This window comes from Paenibacillus rhizophilus, from assembly GCF_003854965.1.
GTDB lineage: Bacteria > Bacillota > Bacilli > Paenibacillales > Paenibacillaceae > Paenibacillus_AQ > Paenibacillus_AQ rhizophilus.
On the sequence record NZ_RQPI01000002.1, the window covers coordinates 61,984 to 86,464 of the forward strand.

At 47.6% G+C, this 24,481-nt stretch carries 24 protein-coding genes, 2 tRNA genes and 1 riboswitch; of the genes, 5 read left to right on the top strand and 21 right to left on the bottom strand.

What is annotated here, in order from left to right:
- Positions 1–14: 14 nt before the first annotated feature.
- From cobK to EH198_RS05745, 9 genes are all read right to left on the bottom strand, one after another.
- The gene (cobK, locus tag EH198_RS05705) at positions 15–782 is read right to left on the bottom strand and encodes a precorrin-6A reductase (RefSeq protein ID WP_124694590.1); all 768 of its coding nucleotides are present in this window, start codon (positions 780–782) and stop codon (positions 15–17) included.
- A 42-nt stretch (positions 783–824) separates the two neighbouring features.
- On the bottom strand, positions 825–1,829 hold the full coding sequence (locus EH198_RS05710; RefSeq protein ID WP_124694591.1) for a sirohydrochlorin chelatase: 1,005 nt from the start codon (positions 1,827–1,829) through the stop codon (positions 825–827).
- A gap of 20 nt (positions 1,830–1,849) precedes the next feature.
- Positions 1,850–3,532 (bottom strand): precorrin-3B C(17)-methyltransferase, encoded by a 1,683-nt coding sequence (gene cobJ / locus EH198_RS05715; protein WP_124694592.1) that lies wholly within the window; start codon positions 3,530–3,532, stop codon positions 1,850–1,852.
- Positions 3,533–3,661: 129 nt separating this feature from the next.
- Positions 3,662–4,771, bottom strand: coding sequence for a nicotinate-nucleotide--dimethylbenzimidazole phosphoribosyltransferase (gene cobT, locus EH198_RS05720; RefSeq protein WP_185702770.1), 1,110 nt, complete (start codon positions 4,769–4,771; stop codon positions 3,662–3,664).
- 126 nt (positions 4,772–4,897) lie between these two features.
- A riboswitch (cobalamin riboswitch) is annotated at positions 4,898–5,104 on the bottom strand.
- Between the two features lie 228 nt (positions 5,105–5,332).
- Positions 5,333–6,223 (bottom strand): NAD-dependent epimerase/dehydratase family protein, encoded by an 891-nt coding sequence (locus EH198_RS05725; RefSeq protein WP_124694594.1) that lies wholly within the window; start codon positions 6,221–6,223, stop codon positions 5,333–5,335.
- A 28-nt stretch (positions 6,224–6,251) separates the two neighbouring features.
- A complete protein-coding gene (locus EH198_RS05730) occupies positions 6,252–6,911 on the bottom strand; it encodes a type 1 glutamine amidotransferase domain-containing protein (RefSeq protein ID WP_124694595.1) in 660 nt (219 codons plus the stop codon).
- A 160-nt stretch (positions 6,912–7,071) separates the two neighbouring features.
- On the bottom strand, positions 7,072–7,941 hold the full coding sequence (locus EH198_RS05735) for a LysR family transcriptional regulator (RefSeq protein WP_124694596.1): 870 nt from the start codon (positions 7,939–7,941) through the stop codon (positions 7,072–7,074).
- A 57-nt stretch (positions 7,942–7,998) separates the two neighbouring features.
- Positions 7,999–9,414: a DEAD/DEAH box helicase gene (locus tag EH198_RS05740; RefSeq protein WP_124694597.1), complete on the bottom strand. Its 1,416-nt coding sequence runs from the start codon at positions 9,412–9,414 to the stop codon at positions 7,999–8,001.
- 611 nt (positions 9,415–10,025) lie between these two features.
- Positions 10,026–10,607 carry a TetR/AcrR family transcriptional regulator gene (locus EH198_RS05745; RefSeq protein WP_124694598.1) on the bottom strand — a complete coding sequence of 194 codons (582 nt, stop codon included), beginning with the start codon at positions 10,605–10,607 and terminating at the stop codon, positions 10,026–10,028.
- Positions 10,608–10,745: 138 nt separating this feature from the next.
- On the opposite strand from EH198_RS05745, the gene EH198_RS05750 reads away from it, so the two are divergent.
- Positions 10,746–11,729, top strand: a complete 984-nt coding sequence (locus EH198_RS05750) for a medium chain dehydrogenase/reductase family protein (protein ID WP_124694599.1) — start codon at positions 10,746–10,748, stop codon at positions 11,727–11,729.
- 321 nt (positions 11,730–12,050) lie between these two features.
- Here EH198_RS05750 and EH198_RS05755 read toward each other — a convergent pair whose 3' ends face one another.
- From EH198_RS05755 to EH198_RS05765, 3 genes are all read right to left on the bottom strand, one after another.
- Positions 12,051–12,608 (bottom strand): GNAT family N-acetyltransferase, encoded by a 558-nt coding sequence (locus EH198_RS05755; protein ID WP_221621489.1) that lies wholly within the window; start codon positions 12,606–12,608, stop codon positions 12,051–12,053.
- Between the two features lie 67 nt (positions 12,609–12,675).
- The gene (locus tag EH198_RS05760) at positions 12,676–13,947 is read right to left on the bottom strand and encodes an MFS transporter (protein WP_124694601.1); all 1,272 of its coding nucleotides are present in this window, start codon (positions 13,945–13,947) and stop codon (positions 12,676–12,678) included.
- Positions 13,948–14,093: 146 nt separating this feature from the next.
- Positions 14,094–15,146, bottom strand: a complete 1,053-nt coding sequence (locus tag EH198_RS05765) for an S-layer homology domain-containing protein (RefSeq protein ID WP_124694602.1) — start codon at positions 15,144–15,146, stop codon at positions 14,094–14,096.
- 160 nt (positions 15,147–15,306) lie between these two features.
- Here EH198_RS05765 and EH198_RS05770 point away from each other — a divergent pair, with 160 nt between their 5' ends.
- The gene (locus tag EH198_RS05770) at positions 15,307–15,486 is read left to right on the top strand and encodes a small acid-soluble spore protein H (RefSeq protein ID WP_124694603.1); all 180 of its coding nucleotides are present in this window, start codon (positions 15,307–15,309) and stop codon (positions 15,484–15,486) included.
- Between the two features lie 552 nt (positions 15,487–16,038).
- Here the strand turns inward: EH198_RS05770 and EH198_RS05775 are convergent.
- Positions 16,039–16,620, bottom strand: coding sequence for a TetR/AcrR family transcriptional regulator (locus EH198_RS05775; protein WP_124694604.1), 582 nt, complete (start codon positions 16,618–16,620; stop codon positions 16,039–16,041).
- A gap of 632 nt (positions 16,621–17,252) precedes the next feature.
- Between EH198_RS05775 and EH198_RS25455 the strand changes: the two genes are divergently transcribed.
- Positions 17,253–17,348 carry a putative holin-like toxin gene (locus tag EH198_RS25455; RefSeq protein ID WP_221621490.1) on the top strand — a complete coding sequence of 32 codons (96 nt, stop codon included), beginning with the start codon at positions 17,253–17,255 and terminating at the stop codon, positions 17,346–17,348.
- Positions 17,349–17,691: 343 nt separating this feature from the next.
- Here the strand turns inward: EH198_RS25455 and EH198_RS05780 are convergent, their stop codons facing one another.
- Positions 17,692–18,438 carry a GNAT family N-acetyltransferase gene (locus tag EH198_RS05780; RefSeq protein ID WP_148091486.1) on the bottom strand — a complete coding sequence of 249 codons (747 nt, stop codon included), beginning with the start codon at positions 18,436–18,438 and terminating at the stop codon, positions 17,692–17,694.
- 645 nt (positions 18,439–19,083) lie between these two features.
- On the opposite strand from EH198_RS05780, the gene EH198_RS05785 reads away from it, so the two are divergent.
- Entirely contained in the window at positions 19,084–19,734 is a 651-nt protein-coding gene (locus EH198_RS05785) for a transcriptional regulator (RefSeq protein ID WP_124694606.1), read from the top strand.
- Positions 19,735–20,251: 517 nt separating this feature from the next.
- Here EH198_RS05785 and EH198_RS05790 read toward each other — a convergent pair.
- From EH198_RS05790 to nrdR, 3 genes are all read right to left on the bottom strand, one after another.
- Positions 20,252–20,324 (bottom strand) — tRNA-Lys (locus tag EH198_RS05790).
- 19 nt (positions 20,325–20,343) lie between these two features.
- A tRNA-Ala gene (locus EH198_RS05795) sits at positions 20,344–20,419 on the bottom strand.
- Positions 20,420–20,618: 199 nt separating this feature from the next.
- On the bottom strand, positions 20,619–21,095 hold the full coding sequence (gene nrdR / locus EH198_RS05800; protein WP_124694607.1) for a transcriptional regulator NrdR: 477 nt from the start codon (positions 21,093–21,095) through the stop codon (positions 20,619–20,621).
- Between the two features lie 126 nt (positions 21,096–21,221).
- Between nrdR and EH198_RS05805 the strand changes: the two genes are divergently transcribed.
- Positions 21,222–21,452: an alpha/beta-type small acid-soluble spore protein gene (locus tag EH198_RS05805; protein ID WP_124694608.1), complete on the top strand. Its 231-nt coding sequence runs from the start codon at positions 21,222–21,224 to the stop codon at positions 21,450–21,452.
- A gap of 82 nt (positions 21,453–21,534) precedes the next feature.
- On the opposite strand, the gene EH198_RS05810 is transcribed toward EH198_RS05805, so the two are convergent.
- The 4 genes from EH198_RS05810 to mutM form a co-directional block, all read right to left on the bottom strand.
- Positions 21,535–22,101: a lytic transglycosylase domain-containing protein gene (locus EH198_RS05810; protein WP_124694871.1), complete on the bottom strand. Its 567-nt coding sequence runs from the start codon at positions 22,099–22,101 to the stop codon at positions 21,535–21,537.
- Positions 22,098–22,697, bottom strand: coding sequence for a dephospho-CoA kinase (gene coaE, locus EH198_RS05815; RefSeq protein WP_124694609.1), 600 nt, complete (start codon positions 22,695–22,697; stop codon positions 22,098–22,100). Before coaE ends, EH198_RS05810 begins: the two co-directional genes overlap by 4 nt.
- Positions 22,698–22,706: 9 nt before the next feature.
- Positions 22,707–23,426, bottom strand: a complete 720-nt coding sequence (locus tag EH198_RS05820) for a manganese efflux pump (RefSeq protein ID WP_124694610.1) — start codon at positions 23,424–23,426, stop codon at positions 22,707–22,709.
- A gap of 177 nt (positions 23,427–23,603) precedes the next feature.
- Positions 23,604–24,440 (bottom strand): DNA-formamidopyrimidine glycosylase, encoded by an 837-nt coding sequence (gene mutM, locus EH198_RS05825; protein WP_124694611.1) that lies wholly within the window; start codon positions 24,438–24,440, stop codon positions 23,604–23,606.
- Positions 24,441–24,481 lie beyond the last annotated feature (41 nt).

Here is a 24,481-nt window from a genome sequence, read left to right on the forward strand (position 1 = left end):
CCCCTGTATTCGACTTAGCGGGCAACTTGTTCCAACTGCTCAATGACGTCCTGGTAATCCGTAAACACAGCGCCAAAATCAATTTCGGGCCGGGAAATTAGTATTACCTGTATGCCCAACTTCAGCGCGGCTTCAATCTTCTCATCGACAGCCCCGGTTTTGCCGCTCTCTTTCGTGACCATCACCGTTGTGCCGTACTGCCGGTAAAGAGCTTCATTCAGCTCCCGGGAAAACGGCCCTTGCAGGGCAATGATGTTTTTTTGCTCGACGCCGAGCTCTTCGCATTTCTCCATATTATCGCGCCGGGGCAGCATGCGGGCCACCAGGCGGATGTCCGGATCTCCCAGCAGATGCTTTGCAAAAATATGCAGCGTCTTACCGCCGGTAGTCAGCATAACGGAACCCTTGCGTTTCTTTGCTTCTGCCGCCGCCTCTTCATAGGATGGCACGACCGTTAGCTTTGGATCATCACCGTAGACTAAGGACGCCCGTTCAAAACGAATATAGGGAATACCGGCCTCTTTCGCGGCTTCCATCGCATTCCTGTGCGCTTCTTCGGCAAACGGATGGCTCGCGTCAACAATGGCCTTGACTTCTTCCCGGCGTATCAGCGTCACGATTTCATCCTTGGGCAGACGCCCGACCCGTACGGGCAGATTGGCTTCCTGCAAGCTTTTCGCCGCATTATCGGTAACAACCGATGTCAATATTTCAAATCCGTTCTGTTGTATCAAGGCAGCGAGTTCTCTCGCATCACTTGTACCGCAAAGGGCAAAAATCATATCGCTTCCTCCTCTAGATGTTCCTGATGCCCTTTTGCGCGGCTATGATCCCACATGATGGTGATCATGGTCGTGATCATGGTCGTGATGATGTTCGTCATGATCGTGCCCATGCTCGTGGCAGTGCCCGTGGTGGTGGTGATGTCCATGATCGTGGTCGTGATGGTGGTCGTGTCCGTGATTATGCCCGTGATCGTGATGATGGTGATGATGCTCGTGATCGGCCGCGGCCGCCACACGGTACTGACACATATCGCAGTTCATAAAAGCCTGCCCTTCCACCGCTTCGGCAACACGATCGAGCAGCGCTTCAACCAGTTTCGGATGAAAGCCGAAATACCCGGCAAGTTCTACGGTGATACCCGGGTGCAGTCCGGCAAACTCCGCTGTCATTTCCTCAATGCGCTTAATCAAGATTCCTGTAAACAGGAAATAAGGAAGGACGAATATCTTTTTTGCTCCAAGACGTAAGACTCTTTCCAGGCCATCCTCAAAGGTAGGCTCCGTAACGCCAATAAAGCAGTTTTCCACCCATTTGACAGGAAGCCGCTCCCACAGAAGACGGGTCATCTTAAAAAAATCGCCGTTGGCATCGCCGTCGCTGCTCCCCCTGCCGATAAGCAGAACGGCCGTTTCCGGTTCACGCAGTTTTTGTTCTATCGGCAGCTCCGGGCTGTCGTTTGTAAAGCCGGCTGCCGACATACGGGAGGTCAGGATATCCATCACCTTTTGATGAACGCCAATCGGACGCCCGTAGACGAATTCCACGGCAGGATAAAGCTTTTTGGCTCGATCAATCTCAAAAGGGATATGAATTTTGGCATGACCCGCCGCAAACAGCATGATCGGAATGACGATAACCCGGGCGGCTCCCTGTTCGACACAGCGGGCTATTCCCCGGGCAATATCAGGCTGCACAAACTCCAAAAAGCAGGTCTCTATCTTATATTGAGGCGCTGCCTGGCGCACTGTATCGGCAAACTGCAGCAGCTCCTCATTCCCTTCGGGGTCCCGGCTTCCATGACCCACCAATAATATCGCGTCCATCTTATTCCTCCTCATGATTGTTAATCTCCGCAGACCGCATCTGCCACAGCAACGATAGCCTGCTCCTGATGCCTGAACCCGGCAACCGTCCCCACACGTTTAAAAAACTTATGGAACCTTTCACCCGGAAAAGCATTGTCTGTGTATTCCCGGAAAATCCGTTCCACTGTATCTATAATTTGATTCGCCTCAATGCCTTCGGCCACAGGCTGCCCCGGATGAGCGCCCCGCCCGATCGTCTTTCCGCCCAGGAACAGATCATACGCCCCTTTGCGGTACACAATGCCGATATCCTCCAGCACAGCCCCGTAACAGGCCATACCGCAGCCGTTAAAACCGATTTTAAATTCTTTGGGTGTCTTCAATCCGCCAATGGCGCGGTTCAGCTCTTCCGCGACGGGGATGGACCCGTCTTTCTCCAAATTGCAGAAATCACAGGCTTTAATCTGCGCAACATCGCCAACCGGGAAGACCAGCAGCTTCTCCGCTTTAAGCTCTGCGACGACCCGCTCAGGATCGCCCCCAGGGATGCGCAGAATGATTTGGTGATGCGGGGTATACTCCATTTCCCCCTGTTCACCTGCGATTTCTGCAAGCGATGCCATTTGACGCGCGGTGAATTTTTTATTCGCGATGCCCGGCGTCACTCCCACTTCAAAAAGGGCGGACGGATTTCCGGTGACAGAGTGTGCCGATTCGGAACCCGCGTGGCCCCCGGAGACGATGCCTTTTGCCTCAAGGATTTGCAGCGCCTCCATAGCCGCTTCGAGCGGGCTTGATGAACTCGGGCTGTAAGAGTAAGAGGACGGTGCCGGGAAATCAGGCTGGACGGGCTCTGCTCCCTCACTCTCTCCGGCCTGTTCCTTCGCCCCCAGAGACCACGGCTCCGCTTCCACTTTCAGGCGCTCGCTGGGCCTTAGTCTCTGCTCTTCCGAGTCCAGCGTATATTTCCGTTGGTAGCCTCTCGGCGTAATCATTAAGCCGTCATAGACCACCGTCGTGGAGTTGCCGATAATAACCGTGGTAAGCATCCCGATCTCGTGCTCCAGCATGTCCGCCAAGGTGGTTAGCACGACTTGCTGCCGATCCCGGTAAGCGCTCTTCACCAGGCCCACCGGCGTGTCCGCGGAACGGTGCTCCAGCAAAATCCGCTGAGTCTCAGCAATCTGCCGGGTACGCCTTCCGCTTCTCGGATTATAAAGTGCGATCACAAAATCTGCTGCAGCAGCCGCTTCCACGCGTTTGGCTATGGTATCCCAGGGGGTTAAATGATCACTTAGGCTGATCGTACAGGCATCATGCATAATTGGCGCCCCAAGGAGCGCGGCGCAGGAGTTGATCGAGGATATTCCGGGAATAACTTCTACTTCCACTCCCCCCTCGGCATTCCATTTCTTTTCTATCAACACTTCATAGATTAGTCCGGCCATTCCGTATACCCCGGCATCACCACTGGAAATAACCGCAACCGTCCTTCCCATATACGCCTGCCGTACAGCTTCCTGAGCGCGGCTCACTTCTTCCGTCATGCTGGTTCTTACGATTTCCTGAGTGGTCAGAAGGCCCCGGATCAAATCCACATAGGTGTTGTAGCCTATGATGACTTCGCTTTCCTCGATTGCCCTGCGGGCACGATCCGTAATATGTTCAAAAGCGCCCGGGCCAAACCCGATCACAAGCAGTTTGCCTCTCTTCTTTTCCATTCGTGCTGCCTCCTCTGTATGAAACAACTATCCCCGTAACGCCAAGCTTTCCTTAGAGGAAGCCTCATTCGTAGACTCACCTTCCCGGGATCGGTTTAACCTGAGTATCCTGCTGCACCCGGAGCCGGATCACTCAACCGCAAGGCCGAATTCATCTTCTTCAGGGGCCGGACTCGGGATACCGAGATCTTCAAATGTGGCCATCTTCGATACCAGATGTACAGCCGATTCGATTACAGGCAGGGCCAGCGCGGCTCCTGTCCCTTCTCCAAGGCGCATGTCCAGGTACAGCAAAGGCTTCAGCCCAAGCTCATCAAGAACGATACGGTGTGCCGGTTCAACGGACAAATGGGAAGCGAATAAATAATCCCGGCAGCGGGGTTCGATTCGGCAGGCAGTGAGAGCCGCTGCGCCTGTAATAACCCCGTCAACGACCACCGGAACCCTGCGGGCCGCCGCCCCCAATATCACGCCTGCCAGCCCGGCGATTTCGAGTCCCCCTACTTTTGCGAGCACGTCGACAGCGTCACCCGGATTAGGCCGGTTGACCTCTATCGCCTGTTCGATCACCTTCGTTTTGGCGGCTAAGGCTTCGTCGTTGATGCCGGTCCCCCTTCCGGTGATCCGTTCCGCCGGTTGGTCAGTGAACACCGCCGTCATGGCGCTGCTTGGAGTCGTGTTGCCGATGCCCATTTCCCCTAAACCGATCACTTCGATCCCTTTATCGGCAAGCCCGTAAGCCATATCAATCCCGACGTGGATCGCGGCAACCGCTTCTTCTTTGGTCATCGCCGGCCCTTTGGCCATATTGGCCGTTCCCGGGCGGACTTTCCGCGAAACTACACCTTCCGGCAGGTCTGTCAGCACAGTCCCGATATCGACAACGTGAACCTCCGCCCCCGCTTGCTGTGCGAGCACATTAACAGCGGCGCTTTGACGAATAAAATTCGCCATCATCAGCCCTGTAACTTCCTGCGGATAGGCGCTGACGCCTTCCTGAACGACACCATGATCGCCGCACATCACGATAATCGCTTTATTTTCCACACTCGGCTGCACACTGCCCGTTATACCGGCAAGCCTTACAGCGATCTCCTCCAGGCGGCCGAGACTCCCCAAGGGTTTGGTCAAGTTGTTGACGCGTCTTCTCATTTGATGCATCGATACAATATTCAGCCGTTCAATCTCATTGATCACGTGTAATAATTTTTCCAAGAAAATCACAATCCCTTCTACCATCTTAGAGACATATGTAACAAAATTTGAGAAACAAAAAAAAGCACTCCCTACACACAAAAAGAGCGTAGAAGTGCCGTTAATCGCCGAAATACAAGCGTGCTCCCCCTTCCTATCCTCGTAGGTTAGTCGTGCTGTTGAAAAAAGGCAGGTCTCCTGACTTGTGGATCAGACGCAAAAACCAAAATCATAATGACTCGGTTGCTTAAGCCTTCCCATTTGACACAGTGGCTTAAAGCTTGCTCTCCATTTACAGTGGCGGGACCGCGACGGACTTTCACCGTTCTTCCCTTTTAAGAAACGCCTCAGCGTTTCACCTTTTTCTCCATATGATGTTGTAGACAAGATATGCTTACAGTACGCCTATTATAACTTGAGATTTAAAGAGAAGTCTATGAGTCTGCTTTCCAATTTATCCGTGAATTCGTCGGGGAATGGATCAACTCTCCCGGCACAAGGGAAGCTGAAACCCCACAATATAGTATAAGGGGTGTTCCCGGCAGCCATTTACACGGCTTAAGGACACCCCTCGAATCAGATATGAGATAAACTGTGCATCTTAATTCATTTTTTAACCCAACTGAACATCGGTTCTTCTGACGGATTCCAACCCAGCAAGTTTCTTGCATGTACCGCACGCACACGGCTGTTGGAAGCAATTGCAAAACGTGCCCAATCTCCAAGCTCTGCAATAGCATCGTCTACTGGCCAACTCACCGTTCTTCCTTCAAAACCGAGTGCCTCGCTGACCGATTTTGCAATATCTTCGAACGACTCCTCCCCATTCTCAGCGAAGAAATAAGAAGAAGACGGAGCTTTTTCAAGAGCCAACAGATATAATTGGGCCAAGTCCCTGATATGAACATTGGACCAGCGGTTAACACCTTTTCCTACATAAATGCCTGCTCCCATTTCCTTCGATTTACGAATAATTTGAGGCAATTGATCGCTTTCTGTCGGTAATCCAAGCGCATCACCGTAAATCATGGAAGGAACTATGACAACGCTTCTCACCCAATCATCAATTCCGGCTTTACGCACAAGGTTGTTGATCGCTACACGATCTGCTCTGATATCCATGGGAACAAAAGGCGTTTCCTCGTTATAAATGTTCTCACTCTTAGAATCGCCACGCGCATCATCACCTACCACGCTCGAACCGGAGGTATGCAAAAATGGTTTTCCACTGCCGCGCAATGCGGCAATAAACGTCTCGACGGCTGTCCGATGATCCGAGTCGGCTGTATGAATAACCGCATCGCTTAACTGAGCGTATCGGGTTAGCACTTCCGTATCTTCCAGTGTTCCAAGCACGGGTTCAATGCCTATTTGCTTAAGGGGTTCTATCTTATTGGGATTGCGTACCAAACCGTAAACAATATGTCCTGCTTCAAGCAGCACCCTGGCCACTGATCCTCCAATATAGCCTGTAGCACCTGTAACAAATACTTTCATGCTTACCCTCTCTTTTCCGTTTTTCGGATTAACCCAGTTGTGCAATAACCGCCTTGGTTACAGCTAGCGTTGACTGCGGATTCTGGCCCGTAATCAGATTGCCGTCCACCTCGAAATGAGAAGTCCAGTTCGGGGCGGCCACATAGATTGCACCCAAATCGCGAAGTTTGCTTTCCAGCAGGAATGGAAGATGTTTATCCAGCGTTGTTTGCGCCTCTTCCCGATCTGTAAAGGCATTAACACGTTTGCCGGCCACAAGCGGTTGACCGTTCGACAATGTAGCACCAACTAGCCCGGCCGGTCCGTGGCACACGGCAGCTACAATCTTGTTCCCTTCATAAAAATCACGCAGCAGCTTTTGAAGGGTAGAATTATCGGGAAGATCATACATCGTTCCGTGACCGCCCGGCAAGAAAATAGCATCGAAGCCTTCATCGGATACTTCATCAAGCTTTATCGTGTTTTCCAGATATTTTTGCGTATCCAAAATTTCTTGTGGAGTTTCGGCATCTACACTGCCCGGATCGACAGGAGCTTTTCCTCCAAGCGGACTTGCGACCGAAAGCTCATAGCCCTGTTTCGTAAATTCAATATAGGCTTCGGCAAATTCAGACAGCCAAATCCCGGTCGATTTGCCTTCATGAACTTCCGTATGATTCGTTACGACGATCAACACTTTTTTTGCCATTTTGTATTGCCTCCAATATTAATATTTTGCTACCCCCTTATTCTAGTTGTGATTTTGATATAAGACAAATTATGAAATTTCAGATTATCCATAAATATATTTATAGATCAGATCTCTTGAAAGAAACAAAAAAGATCAACCAGATTATACTGGCCGATCTTTATATATCTTCACGTATTACCGTCATCATCTCATGGATTTGAGGCAGATGTTTATGTTTCAGCTTATAGGCGAAATACAACTCATTTTTCACTTTTAAATCCTCAAAAATAACTTTTGTTCGTTCATTTGCCGAATTTCTTAATAGATATGTAGTGATAACGCTTAGACCCACACCATTTTCGATTGCCTTTAGAATGATATGTAAATTAGGAATAATATGGATAGGTCTGATTAGAGGGCGTTTTTTAAAGTGTTCTCTCCAAATTCTCCTTATAATCGGTAAATCCAGCCCATAGCTCATCCAATTTTGCGAAGACAGCCATTGTTCCTTTAACTCAAGGTCGTCTGTGTCCAGTACTTCAAAATCCTTGGGGGCAACAATGACAAATTCTTCATCCATTAATTTCAGATACTCAATGCCTGGAGTTTGATACCTTTTCGATGTAATGATGAGATCTACTTTATCTTCCTTCAGCAGTTCCAACAATTGATCGGCGGTTCCAAAATTTGAAATGGTGCGGATATTGTATTTATGCAGTCTAGGGAGGATTTTTTCAGTATAAAACTCGTGTGCAGTTCCTATCTTTATGACTGTAAACGTAGGTAAAGAAGCCGATTTGAAATTCATCGTGGTCTCCTCCAAAGACTCGATTAGCGGAGCCAACTGTGAATATAACTCCTTCCCCCGTTCAGTCGGAAACATTTTCCTCGAAGTTCTGATGAATAAATCTTCACCAACCTCGGCTTCCAAGGCAGCTAAGTGTTGGCTCATTGCCGGTTGTGTCATCATCCGCGCCTTGGCGGCTTCGGACACAGAGTTGTGCTTATAGATAGTACAAAAGCTTCTGTACCACTCAAAATCGACCATATCCAAAGCCCCCTTTGCTTTGACGCAGACACCTAAAATCCTGATAATAATCGATTATTATCTGCCCGCTTTGTTACTCGCTGCACTTCTCGCCGTTCTGCCGTTTCCTCTAGCCGTTTCCCTCGCCTTGGCGTTTGCCTTGCCGTTTGCCTTGCCATGAACCGGATTGCCTTGCTTAAATCCTTCAGATTTGGGCTTGCGGTCGCGGTTCGCCGTGGACTTGGCAGGCGGTGACGATTTGGCCGGATTTGACGATTTGGATGGCTTGGACGATTTTGCAGGTTTGGCGTCTGCCGGTTTCGATAACCGGTCCCTCTTAAGGGACTCCGGAGTACGCTCCATCCGATAAGGATGATCCTTTACTTCGGGAATCCTTTTGCCGATTAATTTCTCAATATCCTTAAGGAAGGGAAGTTCTTCGGTTTCGCAAAAAGAAATCGCCGTTCCGCTCAGTCCCGCCCTGCCGGTACGGCCGATCCGGTGAACATAGGTCTCCGGGATCTGGGGCAGATTGTAGTTGATCACATGCGAGAGCTCGTCAATATCAATTCCCCGGGCAGCAATGTCCGTCGCTACCAGCACGCGGGTCGTCCCGTTTTTAAAGTTTCGGAGGGAATTCTGACGGTCCGTTTGCGACTTGTTGCCATGAATGGCCTGTGCGGTAATGCCCGCTTTGGTCAATTCCCGGGTGACACGGTCCGCGCCGCGTTTGGTCCGTGTAAACACCAAGGCGGAAACAATCGTCTGATCCTGCAGCAGCCGGTTCAACAGTTTCTGCTTGGTGCCCTTTTCGAGCAGATAGAGCGACTGCTTGATACGGTCAACCGTAGACGATACCGGAGTGATTTCGACCTTCACCGGATTCACCAGAAGCGACTTGACCATGTTGGCGATTTCCGGAGGCATCGTTGCCGAGAAGAAGAGCGTCTGTTTTTTGACGGGCATCTTGGCAATAATCCGCTTCACATCGTTGATAAAGCCCATATCCAGCATTCTATCGGCTTCATCCAGCACCAGAATTTGCACATATTGCAGATCCACCCGCTTCTGATTGATCAGATCGATCAGTCTTCCCGGTGTGGCAATCAGGATATCCGTTCCGAGACCCAGCGCCCTTTCTTGGACTCTTTGAGATACACCGCCAACGATCGCTGTGCAGCGTAATGAGGTGAACTTACTGTAGGCCCCAATATTGTCCGCGATTTGCAGCGCCAGCTCCCTCGTCGGGGTGAGAATTAATGAGCGGATATGTCTTGCTGAACCCGTTCGGCTTGGCTGCTCATGGAGCAACTGGATAATCGGCAAAGAAAAAGCCGCTGTTTTCCCCGTTCCGGTCTGCGCACAGCCAAACAAATCTCTGCCGGCCAAAACGGACGGAATGGACTGCTCCTGTATGGGTGTCGGTGTTGAATAATTTTCTTTGTCCAAAGCTTTCAAAATGGGAGGAATCAGATTCAAATCTTTAAAATTCATGTCGTCTCCTTAATATTAAATACATATATTTTAATTACTTGTACTTACCCTGAGGTTTATCAATCACTGTCACTGAACTCAAAAAGGAATAAACCGCCCTCGTCCAAAGGATGCGGTCTATTCCTGCCCGTAATACCTTTAAGCCGCCGTACTAAAAGCGGCTATTGCATCAAGAGCCGCTTTACCCGCACGGTTCCTTTTGCATTGTACGCCATTATTACCCTCACTATACCACGAGCGCCTTCAAATAAAAAGCCGCTGAACAAAGAATTTGTTCAGCGGCTTTATCGTAAGGAGACTTAGGGACCGAACTGGAATTAGGTTCGTGTTCCTCCAGACCGGATTTCGGCTAGGTTGATGTTGAATTTTCGGATTTATATCATAAAATATGACAAATGAATGCTATCATATTTATTAACCGGACAAGTTTCAAAGGGTACATATTAAAATTTTCACAAAACAGGAGGACCAATAATGGATTTGAAATTTTAAAACAATCTGAGGCAATAAAGAATGAACCCGTCAAGAGGACAGTAAAAACAAAGAATTCCAAGCGGCGATCTGCTGCCGGTTCTGCGCCGGCGACGGGTCGCCGAGTTTTTTTCTCTTCTTCATCTCTTCAACAAAGCATTCAGGAATAAAGAATACATCTCCCTTGCAAACTCCGGATTGTTGTCAAATATTGCGGTGGAGTCAGGATTGTGAATAAAATAATACCGGATAATATCGAAGTAAGCGGCCATTGCATTTGTTGTAATGGACTCGATGAACACGCCCTCTCTTTTTCCATCCTCAACTAGGTTAAGAATTGCATTATGATAATCTTGATCGACCGAAAGCTCTTCGGTAATAATCCCCATTCCAGATGATTCCAGCGGAAAATGCACGGAAAAGTTTTTGAATAATTTTATTTTAGACATCAACAATTTTTCAAGCTTAAGCTGGACAGGATCGTGGCTCGCCGAAATGTTCATCGTCCTCGCACAATCTTCATACATCAGCTTCCTCATCAATTCCAGCTTCAGATTTTCTTTATTGTTGAAAAAGTTATAAATCGAGGACTCCGCAACGGAGGCCGATTTTGCAATCTCAGCGATGCTGACCTTGTGATATCCATGTTGTTTAAACAATTCCAGCGCGGCGTTTAATATGGAATCCCTTTTTTGTTGACGTCTTTTTTCAAAACCGTTCATCGTAACCCTCTTCTTTAGTTATGTAGTATATACATCATTATACTCTATAACTATTGATTTTCAATCGCATAGAATATAAAATCAATTTATGGAGTAAATCAGTTTATTTACTACATAAATTGAAAGGGGCTGGAAGGGATGGCGACAAACAAACGGATTGTGGTCAACCGATTTGGGGGACCTGAAGTACTGGAACTGATCGAAGAACCGGTGCCCAAACCGAAAAAAAATGAAGTTCTGATCAGGAACTTAGTGACTGGAGTCGCTTTCGGAGATATTATCCTTCGGAAAGGAGAGGCTCCGTTTCAAAAGCCACCGCTTACACCCGGCACCGAAATTGTTGGCATCGTAAAGGAAGCAGGGTCGAATGTAACCACGGTAAAAGTCGGACAGCTTGTTGCTGCACTCCCCTTCTTTGGAGGATATACCGAACATATTTGTCTGCATCAGAAGGAGCTTATCCCGATTCCCGATGGGATTGATCCGAAAGAAGCGGCATCTCTTGTGCTAAATTATTTGATGGCGTATCAGTTGCTCCATCGGTATGCCCATGTGCAGCAAGGAGAGAAAGTTCTCATCCATGGCGCCTCAGGAGGAATTGGTACTGCACTTCTCCAATTAGGCAGGATAGCTGAGGTTGAAATGTTCGGTACAGCCTCACAAGCCAAGCATGCTTATGTATCGAGTTTAGGCGCCACCCCGATCGACTACAAAAATACAGATTTTGTTCGTGAGATCAACAAATACCATCCTGATGGAATGGATGTTGTATTTGACTGTATGGGCGGCAGAAACTTCAAAAAATCATATCAAATCTTACGAAAGAAAGGCCGTGTAATCGGATATGGCTCCGGGCATCTTTTGCCTACTCTAATGACAATAATGTCTCGAAAATTCATGCCCGATGGAAGGAAAGCCTCGCTCTATTTTCTAATCTTATCTAAAAAAACAAAACCGCATTGGTTTAGAGAAGATCTGAATACGTTATTTGAAATGCTTCTTAATCGAACTTTTCAACCTGTTATCAGTCAATCCTACCCCCTATCGGAAGCTAAAGCTGCACATGAAATGTTAGAGAACGGTACTGTAACAGGAAAAATCCTCTTAACGATGAATCCTTAGTATGAATCCGAAAAAAGCAAAAGCACCCCTGACTGGATAGTCATGCGAGTGCTTTTGCTTTTATGGTGTATTTAATTTATTTAGCGCCTAACATCATTAAAATACAATCTGCCAGTTCCGTACCCGTTGCACCACATGTTTGAATGCATTGAGCTAAAGCTAAACCTATCATTGAGACACCTCCTAACCGTTTATTATTTTAATATAGTTCAAAGTTATGTAGATATTATGTAGAAAAGAATACTGCAACGTGTGCCGAATGATCAATCGATACTTTGGCTCTAGCCGGTTCCTATCTTAGCGCATATAAAAAAATCTCATCTACAGCTTCAAATCGCTTCGGATAACGCCGTAATAAATTTTATCATCGTACTCGCCCGTATCGCTATAAAAGTAGCTTTTTCTTAAAGTTCCCTCATATTTCATTTGAGCTTTTTGCAAAACTCTTCCGGAAGACAAGTTTCTTCCACGATGAAAAGCCTGGACTCGATTCAGCCCTGTTTTCTCAAATACAAAGTGAATCACCGAAGTTAGCGCCTCAGTGGCATATTCCTGACCCTGGTACGCTCTTCCAATACAATATTCGATATCCGCAACATGATGAACGCTATCCACATGGCAAAAGGCAATTTGTCCTATACACTCGTTCTTCTCTTGAAGCACAACGGCCCACCTGTAAAAATCCTGTTTTGCATAAGAACTCATCCATTTTTGCAGCAGTTCATGAATGGATTCGATATCCTCGTAGACGGGTTCACCGTAGTTGGCCTGTACTTCTTCGTCGCCAATCCAGTTTCTAAGCATGCTCTTGGCATCCTGTGTGACAAATGGCCTTAGTATAAGTCTTTCGGTCTGAATAACTTGAGTCCCGGTATGCAAAACGTCCCCCCTCCCACAACCAGCCTGCCGCCTTTAAATCTAACTCATGCCTTATTCTGTCTTTTAATCAAACCGAAAGCCCGCTTGCCTTCGAGGATTCCTTGCGCTGTTCTCTTAACAGAAAGCCTCCCATTAAACCCAGTATGGAGAACAGAACCGGTATGATAAAACCGTAGAAATACCCGACACCGCTTGAAACTAGCTGAAAATGATCCAGCACCTTCCCGTAGATGCTCGGCAAAAGAATAGCGCTGATAAAGCCTCCCGTATTCGCAAAGCCCGAGACGACGCCAACCTCCCGCATCGAAAATGATTGACGAACGGCCGCAAACGTTAAAGCGCTCGCTCCATTTCCATAGCCGATGATGAAGAACAGAATAATAAGCATAAAGAAGGGCGGTTTCCCGCTAAATAGAAGAAACATTGCCCAACTGACAAAAACGACGAGATGCACGACCATATAGGGCCGTTTTATCGATTCCAAACGATTGGCAATCCAGGTAGTCAGTGAAGCGCCAACGATCGCCCCGACAAGTCCGATCATCATGAGCTGACTTACTTCAGAGCGCGTCATTCCGTACATCTGCATTCCATAAGGAACCGCCCACGAGCCTATAAACCCGACATACGTACCGACAAGCCCAAAATGACAGAAGAAGGTTGCCCATGCTTGCCGATCCGAAAATATCCGTTTTAACATCAGAAGCGTTTTTTCGCGCTTTTGTTCCGTCTGAACCGTTACGAGATTGTCTTCCTTGAATCGTTTGTTTGGCTGCTTAACGAGTACGACATAAAGAAGAATCCCGCAAAGAACGAGTAAAACGCCGACTGTAAAAAATGGAGTTCTCCAGCCAGTATGGGCAATCCAAGCCGAAAAAGGAAACGTTGCCAGTAAGAAGCCCAGACTGCCGGCCATTCCCGCGAGACCAAGTAGCCCGACAAACTCTTTTACTCTAAACCATTGACTTAAGATTAAGACCAGATTGACCCAGATTGTAGCGTCCCCCATGCCTACCAAGGATCTGGAAACAAGCAGTACGAATTCATTTGGCGCAAAACTGTAAACTAAAGTGCCCAAACCATTCAGCAGTGCGCCTGCGATAAGGAACAAATTGGGGCCATAACGATCGGATAAAATCCCAATCGGAATTTGCAAGCTGGCGTACGCCAAAAATTGGATGCTAGTCAGCAATCCGATGGTCGATGCCGAGACATTGAAATCTTTCATCAATTGATCGGTAATTAATCCCGGCGCCGTCCTTTGACTTACCACCAGAAAATAGGTAAACAATACCGCGGTAAAAACAATCCACCGATACTTGCTATTTTGTTTATCCAAGTGTCTCTGCTCCTGTTAGCTCATATTTCTTGTATTGTACTCTTAATTTATCTTAAATGAATTTACTTTTTTCACATGAAGCTATTTCAAATATTGAAGAAACAAAAAACCGGGATTCCCGTGGAACCTCCGGTTTTTGCATATTATTAGTTGGTAAGTATGGCGTATATTTTCCAGCTGTTATCCGACATTTTCTTCAGCAGGTATTGGCCGTCCGTCTTGATCGTGTCTTCATAGGTATTAGCGCCGTTCGAAATTTTCATTTTGATTTCTCCGTATACCGAATCCAACACCGCCAGACGGTCAGAGCGCTCGGTGACGAGGAAAGTTGGGGCTTTCACGACTTCAATATCTATCTTTCCGCCAACGGCGGCCATTTGATTGATCTCGGCCAAAGAAGACATGTTGTAAGCAAACTGGTAGCCTGTGTAATATTTAAGGAAAATCCGCTCGAGGTCAGCATACTTCTTGTTGACCATCAGCTGTGTTTCTTCTTTGTCGGCTTTGGCGGCAACATCAATCAAATCTTGATCTGTCGGCAGGTTCCCCTGCTGCAGCTTCAGGGAGCGTTCAAGCATTACAACTGCCTGAGCGCGGGTTGCGCGGTTGAACGGCTTGAATTCGGTCTGGGTCATTCCGGTCACGATGCCGGCCTGGCTGGCTTTTTGAATGGCCGTCTTCGCGTAATATTGCGGTACATCCGTAAAGGCTTTGGGTTGTCCGTCGAACTGTACGGATGATGAAAAAGCATTGACGACCATGACGGCGATCTCACCACGAGTGATCGGCCGGTCAGGACCGAATTCCGTATTGGTGATGCCGCCGACGATGCCGAGCGAACTGGCAATCCGGATCGGATCGGCATACCATTTTCCAGCCTTGACGTCCGTAAAGGTTTTACCTGACTGGCTGCTGGTCAAGCCCGCCGCATTGACAAGAATCGTTACGAATTCTGCTCGGGTAATGTTATTATTCGGCTTAATACTGATCGTACCCTCCGCGTCGGCATAGCCGCCTAGCAAGTTGGCATTGACGAAATTATCAATCGCCTCATATGCCCAATGCCCTTCAATGTCGGAAGGATAATACTTGTCCAACAGATCGGATTCTGCTGCACGGGCCGATACGGGAAAGCTCTGGGCAATCAAGAAAAAGGGTAAAAACAGAAAAAGAATAATGCGGTGTAACTGTGGTCTCATCTGGGATGTCCTCCTACTATTTCAAATTCCGTCCTTTAGAATAGCAGAATCATAAAAATATCTCTAACGGTAAAATCTTCAAGCCGGGCGTTATGCATAATTCCCTTCATCCATAGTGACACTAATGCTTGTTATCTGAAATATAGAGGAGGGTAAAGCCATGAATACACAAAGAGCCCAAGAGATTGCCGCTTCGCCGATTATGGAAAATGTGACCTATGAAGGGACGCAAATCTATATCCAGCATGTGGATGAAAACACCGATATGGCCAGAATCTATCCATTGAATCAGCCGGAAAAAGAGCAAACGGTCCCCGTCAGGAACCTGATCGAACAGTAATAAGCTGCTCACCTATGTGTTAAACTTTACCCACAAGAAGGGCATTTGAAAAATTGAACTTCTTGCGGGTAAAGAAACTATGCACGTTGTTTCCATCTTCTTAGCTTATCATCCAGAAAAAAGAAAACCCTAAATTGGACATTTGGGGCTTGCTTTTATCGCCTGCTGCTTTTGCCGGGCTTGTTCTCGCAATACACCGGGACGGCACAGACGGCTGGAGTGACACATATACGCTCATTTCTTTGATTGGAAGCCTTATAGCGCTTGTGCTTTTTATTATTGTGGAATTAAGACAAAAAGAACCATTATTAGAGCTCCGTTATTTTTCCACAAGCCGTTATGTCCTTTGTTGCCATGATGATTGGCGGAAAGGGCTTTGACGAATGGATACATTCATGAATAATCCTCCCTTAAGTAAATCAAAGCAATCAATAAAACCTAAAATAATCATTAAAACTATTCAAATTAGTTTTTGCATGCGCGAAAATCGTTACTCCTGACGCGTCGGCAGCATTTGCTGCCGATTGCGACAAGGTACAGGTTATAAACCGCTTATTCATGCGCTTCCTGCTTCATCTGTGCATGAATGCCGGCCAGAAACGTATCGATCATCATTCTGAACGTTAAATCAAGATCCAGCGGCAGTCCGAACCCGCCCACACTTTCAATGGATGCAAAGCCGTGGAGAATGCTCCGCAAACCGCGTACGGTATGCAGCACTTTATCATCCTGCATATGATAAAAGCTTAAGATTTTCACTACCAAATCAACGATTTGGTCCTGGGCCAGATGAAGCTCGGGATCTTTCGGATCCGGGGCTCGCAGCGCGGCATCGTATAAACCCGGGTTGACTCTTACAAAATGCACATATGCCTCGCTCAAGGCGTAAACGGCTTCATCGCCGGTACGGCCCACCGCGGCCTGCAGCATTCGCTCATACAGCCGGTTCAGGCTGTAAATCGCAAGTTTCTGCTTCAAGGCTGCCAGGCTGTCTATATGGTTATAAAGCGAAGGCGTTCGAATGTTTAGCTGCTTGGCAAGTTCGCCGAGCGAAATCCCGTCGAGCCCTTTTTCATTCACAAACTCGGCCGCTCTCAGCAGAATAACAGAAATATCCAACCCCATTCTAGGCATATCTCTTCACCTCCTTTTATGTTGGTGTCCCAGCTCATCTCCCGAATACTAACTATATTATTATAATAACTAATATTATTAGTTTTCACAACACTTTTATACTCCATTTTTTCATTCCCCATATCCGCTGGAATTCTTATGAGAAATGAAAATTTGTTCAATCGACATCGCATCCTCCGGATGAAAGAAATGTCCTGAATTCTCCATCCAAATGAACTGTTTTCCTCTAGGGGACTGAAGCGAAAGATAGAAATCCACAGCCAATTTACCGAAGATATGCACATCCCTCCTTCCATGAATAAATGTAACCCTTTATAGAAGGAGTGTACCAGCTCCCGCATGCTGTATTCCCTGAAGAGCAGGAACGGTTTGATCACACTCCACATACCGGGATGCTTGATCCGCTCATCCTTATAGTACAGCGAGTTAAACCGGGCTTGCCATTTCCGCAAAATGCCCCACTGCCCTACACTTTGCAGAAATGGCAGATCTCCCGCAGCCGTAAGCTCACGGATAGCTGTTCTGTTGACTCTTTTTATCGCTTCATCTTTAGCCCACTTCATGCCAAAGCGATCGTTCTCTGACCAGTTGATGATTTGCTAAATGCCGAAATAGTGGTGGAATCTCTCCGGATGCCGGCTGATGAGCTGAAGCCTCGAGCGTTGTCTTTAATGTTCATGTTCGGTATGTTCATTATTGCTTTGCTAAGTTACCTCAAAAAGAAATAGACCGCCCTGTCCAAAGGTAGCGGTCTATTTCAAGCCCTACTTCATTCAAGCCGCCGCCCTTAAAAGCGGCTATTCATTAAGGAGTCGTGCCCAACGCACGGCTCTTTTTGCAATGTGCTTCATTTCCACCCAAAATACACCATGATTGAATCCAGAGAAAAAGCCACCTATCGCTAGGCAGCAAAAGAACGGCACTTCTGCCGTTCTTTCTGTAAACGGTCCTCAGCGCAGCATTATTGGAGACAACATAATCTGCCCACCTAGTAAATACCCTCCTTCTGGTCAACCAGAATACTTCATGATACATATTTATCCACTCAGCAAAGAACCCTGCATGTAAAATTCACGATATCATTTTACATGCAGGGTTCTTAATATTCATTTTTAGTGTTCCACTGTTAAATAACCATTCAATAATATTTTCGCTTTTTGTTACCTTATACCCGAGCTTCTTATATATATTCAATGCATTCTCATTGTTCGCCCGGAGTTCAAGATGGGATTCGTCTATCCCCTTGCCTGCCAAATGTAAGACGAAGATTTGTTCCGTAGAAGCCCTGTTTATTTCTTCGTTCACATTTTTTTCATCATCCCAGTAGAGCATAATACTGCCAATTAATTGCCCCTTATCAAATGCAGATAATGTTGTGCCCACTGCCCACAGCTTCGATAACATGAAATGCTTTACTCCCTCTATATTCCATGGCTTCTCAGGAAAAGCTACATTGTAAGCTTGAACGTAATCTTCTACCTCTTTATCTTCTTTCATCTTCCACTCCTTCACTTCAATCTGATCAGGATTAGGATAACACTCGATGGGCTCAGCAAGATTTCTAGCCATATGATAAATCCCCTCACTTACTATAAAACCATTAGAAAGCACATATTCTGAACTTTCCTGCTCGGACGGGAAAAAGGTAAAGCAAATTTGGGTCTTTTTATTAACCGCATCTTTCTTGATCTCACTTACTCTGTTCATTAAATGTTGAAATAAACTCTCTCTTAAGACCGCATGATCCGCAGTTAAGGGATTATACTTAATTTCCATCCAAAGTACATTTCCCGCACTATTGCTACTGTCTGCTGCCATTATAGGATAAGTAGAGGAATATCCAACATATTTCCGTTGTCAAATTCGGGGGAAAGGTACGCTTCTCCTGGAATTACTGATGTTTCAGGGAACATTTTGTTGTACGCTACTTGAACGTTATAAATGCTGTAGACGTCTTCCGGAATAAAGTTTCGAATTATGTAATTGTTCAATCTATTGACCCCTTTTCAAATATTATTCTTGAATCAGAACTTCAGTATTTCCATAATTGTAAATATAACAAGCCAAAGAGGTTGTCCAGCTCATCCTGTGTCAATGGTGATAATTGGTTTTGTATGGAAGTACTAACTCTTTGCCTTCTTTTATTTGTTCCAACAGTAAATACATATCATTTAAGAAAATCCTCCATGATACTCCACATCTATTCATTTTCAGCCCTTCTCCGATAAACAACAATCAAGTCAGACTCCTTTCTGTCCTAAACAAGTATTAATGAGCTTACATCTGAATGATGAATTGAATTCACTTTATAGTACGCGATATAATAGTAAGCATAGGTTGTGAAGCACACGCCGCTTTTAATACTTTATCCATCCGAGCTGATTTCAGGGGATATTGTATTAAGGCGGCTTTTTTTGCGGGAAAAATTAACGCTCGATTGAGAGTTCAAGGGGGAGCATGGGTATGCCGCGATTTGAGCAGCAATACGAGGAATGGTTAAAAAGCAATCTGGAGAATGAGAGTAACCACAGGCGAAAGGAGTTACTTGTCAAAGGGTTAGGCCACGGAACGGTTGAGTTCCTCCGCAGGGTATGGTTCCCGGCAATCGGGAATTTAGATCATCTGTTTCCTGAATGGGAAGTACGCGATTTCAATAACGGCTACCGCTATCTGGATTTGGCTTATATGCCTGGAGGTGTGAAAGGCGGGATTGAGATTCAAGGCTATGGACCGCATGCCAGAGATCTGGATGTCAGACGGTTCAAGGATTTATGCCGCCGGCATTGCTTGTTAGCCTTGGATGGTTGGACCTTCCTCCCTATCGCTTATCCTTCGATTGTCGAAGAGCCCAAGCAATGCCAGCAGTTGGTGCTGTCTTTTATAGGTAAATTCATCGCGACGGATGTTTCTTCCACGTTAACATGGCTGGAAGCGGAGACTCTGCGTTTCGCAAGACGTGTGCTCAGGGCGTTCACCCCCTTAGAACTTGCGCATCATCTCAAAGTAACCGATCGACACGCCAGACGAATTCTACATCAGTTGGTCAAACAGCAGTTATTGGATGTCGCAAGCGGCGGGCAGCAGCGCAATCGTACATACCAGATGAGAGTATAACACATGTTCAGAAGCTTGGATTATAAAGAGAATATGGTTTAAATACCTAAAATTCTCGTAGCCGTCGTAGTGGTGGAAGGGTCTGGCGAAAGCAACGGACCGAGGTGCTCTTATTTCCACAAAAAGCAATGTTTCACCAAGCTAGCGGACTCAAATGCGCTTATTCACTCCCATTCAACCGAAATACGCATACTGGAGAGGCAATAAGCGCGGTACGGTCCGTTAGCACGGCTAATTGTGACAAATAGAGAAAATAAGGGCTGGACGGTCCGTAGAGGTCATCATGAGTTGGTGATTCAGACAGTAAGACATTGAGATAGTAGGTGATTCAGACAGTGGGAGATTCATACAGTAGGACATTGGAACAGTTGAACCATGGGACAATCCGAAACCGAAAGCTAAACAACGATAGCATAACTTTGGCTTAGGCCTTTAGTTACCCTGCCTCCTGCCTCCCACCAGATCACACAGGTTCCCCACACAGCAAAAGAACGGCATCTCTGCCGTTCTTTCTGTATGGACTCTCAGGGGCTCGAACCCTGGACAAATAGATTAAGAGTCTACTGCTCTACCAACTGAGCTAAGAGTCCATGTATAAAATAAAATATATGGTGGAGCCTAGGGGGATCGAACCCCTGACCTCATCGCTGCCAGCGATGCGCTCTCCCAGCTGAGCTAAGGCCCCATGTATCGAATTCCGATATGTATGAATCGGCTTCTAAGTGTCTTCCGCTTATTCATGTCTCGCAGCCGACTTCTATATCATATAAAATTATGAGCCATGTGTCAACAATTATTTTAAAAAAACATTCAGTCGGAAAGTACCGGATTGTAATCCTGTGGAGTAAGGAGCCTGCGGAGTGGACAAACTGTAGAGCCTGGGCTTACAGTCCGTCCGTCTCCGAAGGATTTTTGGACAGGAGCGCCTTCAGTTCCTTCATAAACATATTGATGTCTTTGAACTGGCGGTACACGGACGCGAAGCGGACGTAGGCGACCTCATCCACAGGATAGAGCTGCTCCATTACAAGCTCGCCAATCTGCTGGCTCTCGACCTCGGCTACAGCGATGCCGCGCAGCGATTTCTCGACCTCGGAGACGATCACCTCAAGCCGTTCGACGGATACGGGGCGTTTTTCGCAGGCACGGATCAGGCCGCGCAGTATTTTGTCGCGGCTGAATTCTTCGCGGCTGCCGTCCTTTTTAATGACGATCAGCGGGGTCTCCTCCACCATCTCAAATGTGGTGAAGCGCCGGCTGCACCGCTCGCACTCGCGCCTGCGGCGGATCGATTTATTTTCATTGGCCGGACGTGAATCGAGCACTTTGGTGTTGGTATGATCGCAGTATGGGCATTTCATGATCTGATCACTTCCTTTGAAAAGGTTTTGGTTTTTACTTTTCCAGAAAACACCTTTAATTATGAGTAATTAATGTGGCAAGTCCGGCGCATAATACAGTTACCAACCGATAGGAGGTGAACAGAAATGGCCCAATCAAGCAATGGGAGCTCCAGCTCTAACAACCTTGTCATACCAAGAGCGAATGCGGCTTTGGAGCAACTGAAATATGAAGTTGCCCAAGAACTTGGTATCACTCTTTCTCCTGATGGATATCAAGGCAATAAAACTTCTTATGAGAACGGTTCGATCGGAGGTTACATCACGAAACGTCTTGTAACTCTGGCCGAGCAACAACTGGCAGGTCAGTTCCAATAATCTGCCCACATAAGCTTGCCGAAGAAGTGCTGAACGGTCCGAAGCGGCCTATCGGCACTTCTTTTCTCGTGCACGGCAGCCGCTAAAAAACGTCCCCGTAGATCTCCGTGTACTGATTGTAATAATAAATGACGCGCTGTACATAGTGGCGGGTTTCGCCGAACGGAATATTTTTGACATCCTCTTCGCTTCCGTTCCATGAGCCTTCCTTGAGCCAGCGCTGCACCTTGCCGGGTCCGGCATTATAGGCCGCAATGACCGCCGTACGGTTCCCATCAAACTCGCCGGACAAGGAATGAAGATACCAGGCGCCCAGCTCGATATTAGCAGAAGGCTCATTCTTGAGCCGTTTCATCGAAACGTCGGGGAGCTTGGCCTGTTCCAGAGCCCATTTGGCGGTATCCGGCATCAGCTGCATGAGTCCGATTGCTCCCTTTCTCGACTCGCGTCCGGTCTTGTAGTTCGTCTCCACCCGAATGATTGCCGCAATAAGATAAGGGTCAACTTGATACGTAGAGCTGTGCTTGCGGATTTCTTCCTTATAATAAATCGGATAGAACCATGACATCCAGTTGGTGCTAAGGAACAGAATGGCGATGAAGCCGAGAAATAGCAGCAGCAGAACTCTTTTTTTACGAAGCCATTTCAGCATGGCAGACCCAGCCTGTCCCACAAAACGGCGATCTGCCGCTCGGTGTCGGCCACATCCCCGCTGTTATTGATGACAAAATCGGCTTTGGCGCGCTTCAGCTCAATATCCATTTGGGAGTCCAGCCGGGCTTCAGCCTGCTCCCGTGTCAGTCCGTTTCGTTTCATCAGACGCTCAAGCTGTATTTCACGCGGCGCATAGACGACCAAAATTCGCTCAAACATATCCTCCTGCCCCGACTCGAAGAGCAGGGGGATATCAGCTATAACCAGGCGTTCGGGCGCTTCCTTCTCCAGTGCCTGCATCCGTTCCCGGGTAATCCGGCGGATGGCCGGATGGGTCATTCCATTCAGAGCCTTCAAGGCTTCAGGATCGTTAAATACAATTTCCCCCAGCTTGGAGCGGTTGAGCGTTCCGTCAGGGAGCAGTATCCCCTCGCCAAAATGCTTCGCAACGGCGGCCAGCACCTCGTGTCCGGGGAGCATAACCTCCCGTGCAATGGCGTCGGCGTCAACGACCTTTGCCCCTTTCTCAGCGAGAATGGCGGACACGGTGCTTTTTCCGGAGGCAATTCCTCCGGTCAAGCCCATAATCATGTTTTCACCTCATAACAGCTTCAATATTCCTATGGCAATCAAGAGCAGAGCAGGCAGCACCGAGGCGCGCTTCATCCAAACGCTTCCGGCATATCGCAGTCCTGTGTTGAGTCCAAGAACCAGGATACTGCCGCTGAACAGGGCGATCACAAGCGACGTCCAGAGCGGATTAAATCCGAGGAGCGCAGCCCCAAGGCCCGCTCCGAAAGCGTCAAGAGATAGAGCAATGCCCAACAAGAACGCTTCTACCGATGAGATACTGCCCGATTTATCCATATCAGCCGAAGACGGAGTGCGCAAAATTTGAACGACAATCCCCAGCCTGCGAAACTCAAGGGAAAATACCGCCGATTTCTCCGGCTCCGCTTCCGGTTTTTCATCCGTCATTACCGGGTATCTTTCACTCTCTTCTGCGCCAGATCCCAAACCGGCCCCCTCGAACGGCTTCTCTTCATCCTTCTGCATCATCAACTGTACCAAAGACCAGCAGCCCATCAGAAGTATGATGACCGCCCCGAACAGGGAAGCGATATGAGGCGAAACGACTTTGGCCAGCAGCGCGCCAACCTGCATCGAGACACACATCACAACACCGGAACAGATTGAGATAATGAGAACGGAAAGCAGAGGTATTTTCAGTTTGCGCAATCCGTATGTAATACCGACACCGAAACCGTCCAGACTCAGGGCAAAAGCCAGCAGCAGCAGTGAAAAAATGGGGCTGATCACCCACAATCCCTCCCGTTGAAGAACCTACGCTTCCGTAACCAATGGAACCGTCGTTCGCAATGTAGCATTCTTCACCCAGTATATGGGCGGGATGGGCTCAGGGTGTCAACCTTCATGAAAAATTGTGAAACTTGAAGAAAAACGGCGCAAATCAAATCTGCGATAAAAAAACTGGCTTTAGTTTAAAAGAGGCGGCTGGCAGCTTGGGCAAAAATGCGTGCCGCGTCCCCCCACTACGCTTTTCTCCACCTTCGTACCGCAGGTGTAGCAGGTCTCGTCTTTGCGGCCGTATATCCGCAGCTGGTGCTGATACGAACCGCTCTCACCCTGGCCGTTCACGTACGATTTAACGGAAGAGCCGCCGGCATTTACCGCTTCCGATAGCGTGGCGACAATCGCCTGATGAAGACGGTCCAGCTCATCTCCGGTGAGTGATTTGGCGTTTCTCTCCGGATGAATGCCAGCTTGATGCAGGGACTCATCCACATAAATATTGCCGATGCCGACCACATATGCCTGATTGAGGAGCAAAGGCTTGATTTTTGTATTTTTCCCGGCAACCAGATCCTTAAACGCTTCGGGCGTAAATCCCTTGTTCAGCGGTTCCAGTCCCAGCTTGTTCAGCGGGGGGAGATTGAGATCTTCTCCGGGCAGAAAAAGATCCATAGTGCCAAACTGCCTTACATCCGTATAACGCAGTTCGCTCCCATCTTCAAAATGAAAAATAACATGCGTATGCTTATCTAAAGGCTCTCCTGCCGCATACAATCCGTACCGTCCTTCCATCCGCAGATGGGAGACAAGCACCAGACCGTCCAGCAGGAAGCGCAAAAATTTGCCGCGGCGCTCCACACGCTCAATCGTATGGCCTTCCAGCATGGTTTCAAATATTCGAATATCGTCCGGACGCCGGATAATGCGCGGCAGACGAACGGTGACTTTTTGTATCTTTTTCCCTTGTACCAAGGTGTTCAGTGTTCTCTTGACGGTCTCTACTTCCGGTAATTCCGGCATGATGTCTTCACCTCTACTCCATTATACCGGATAAGCAAGGC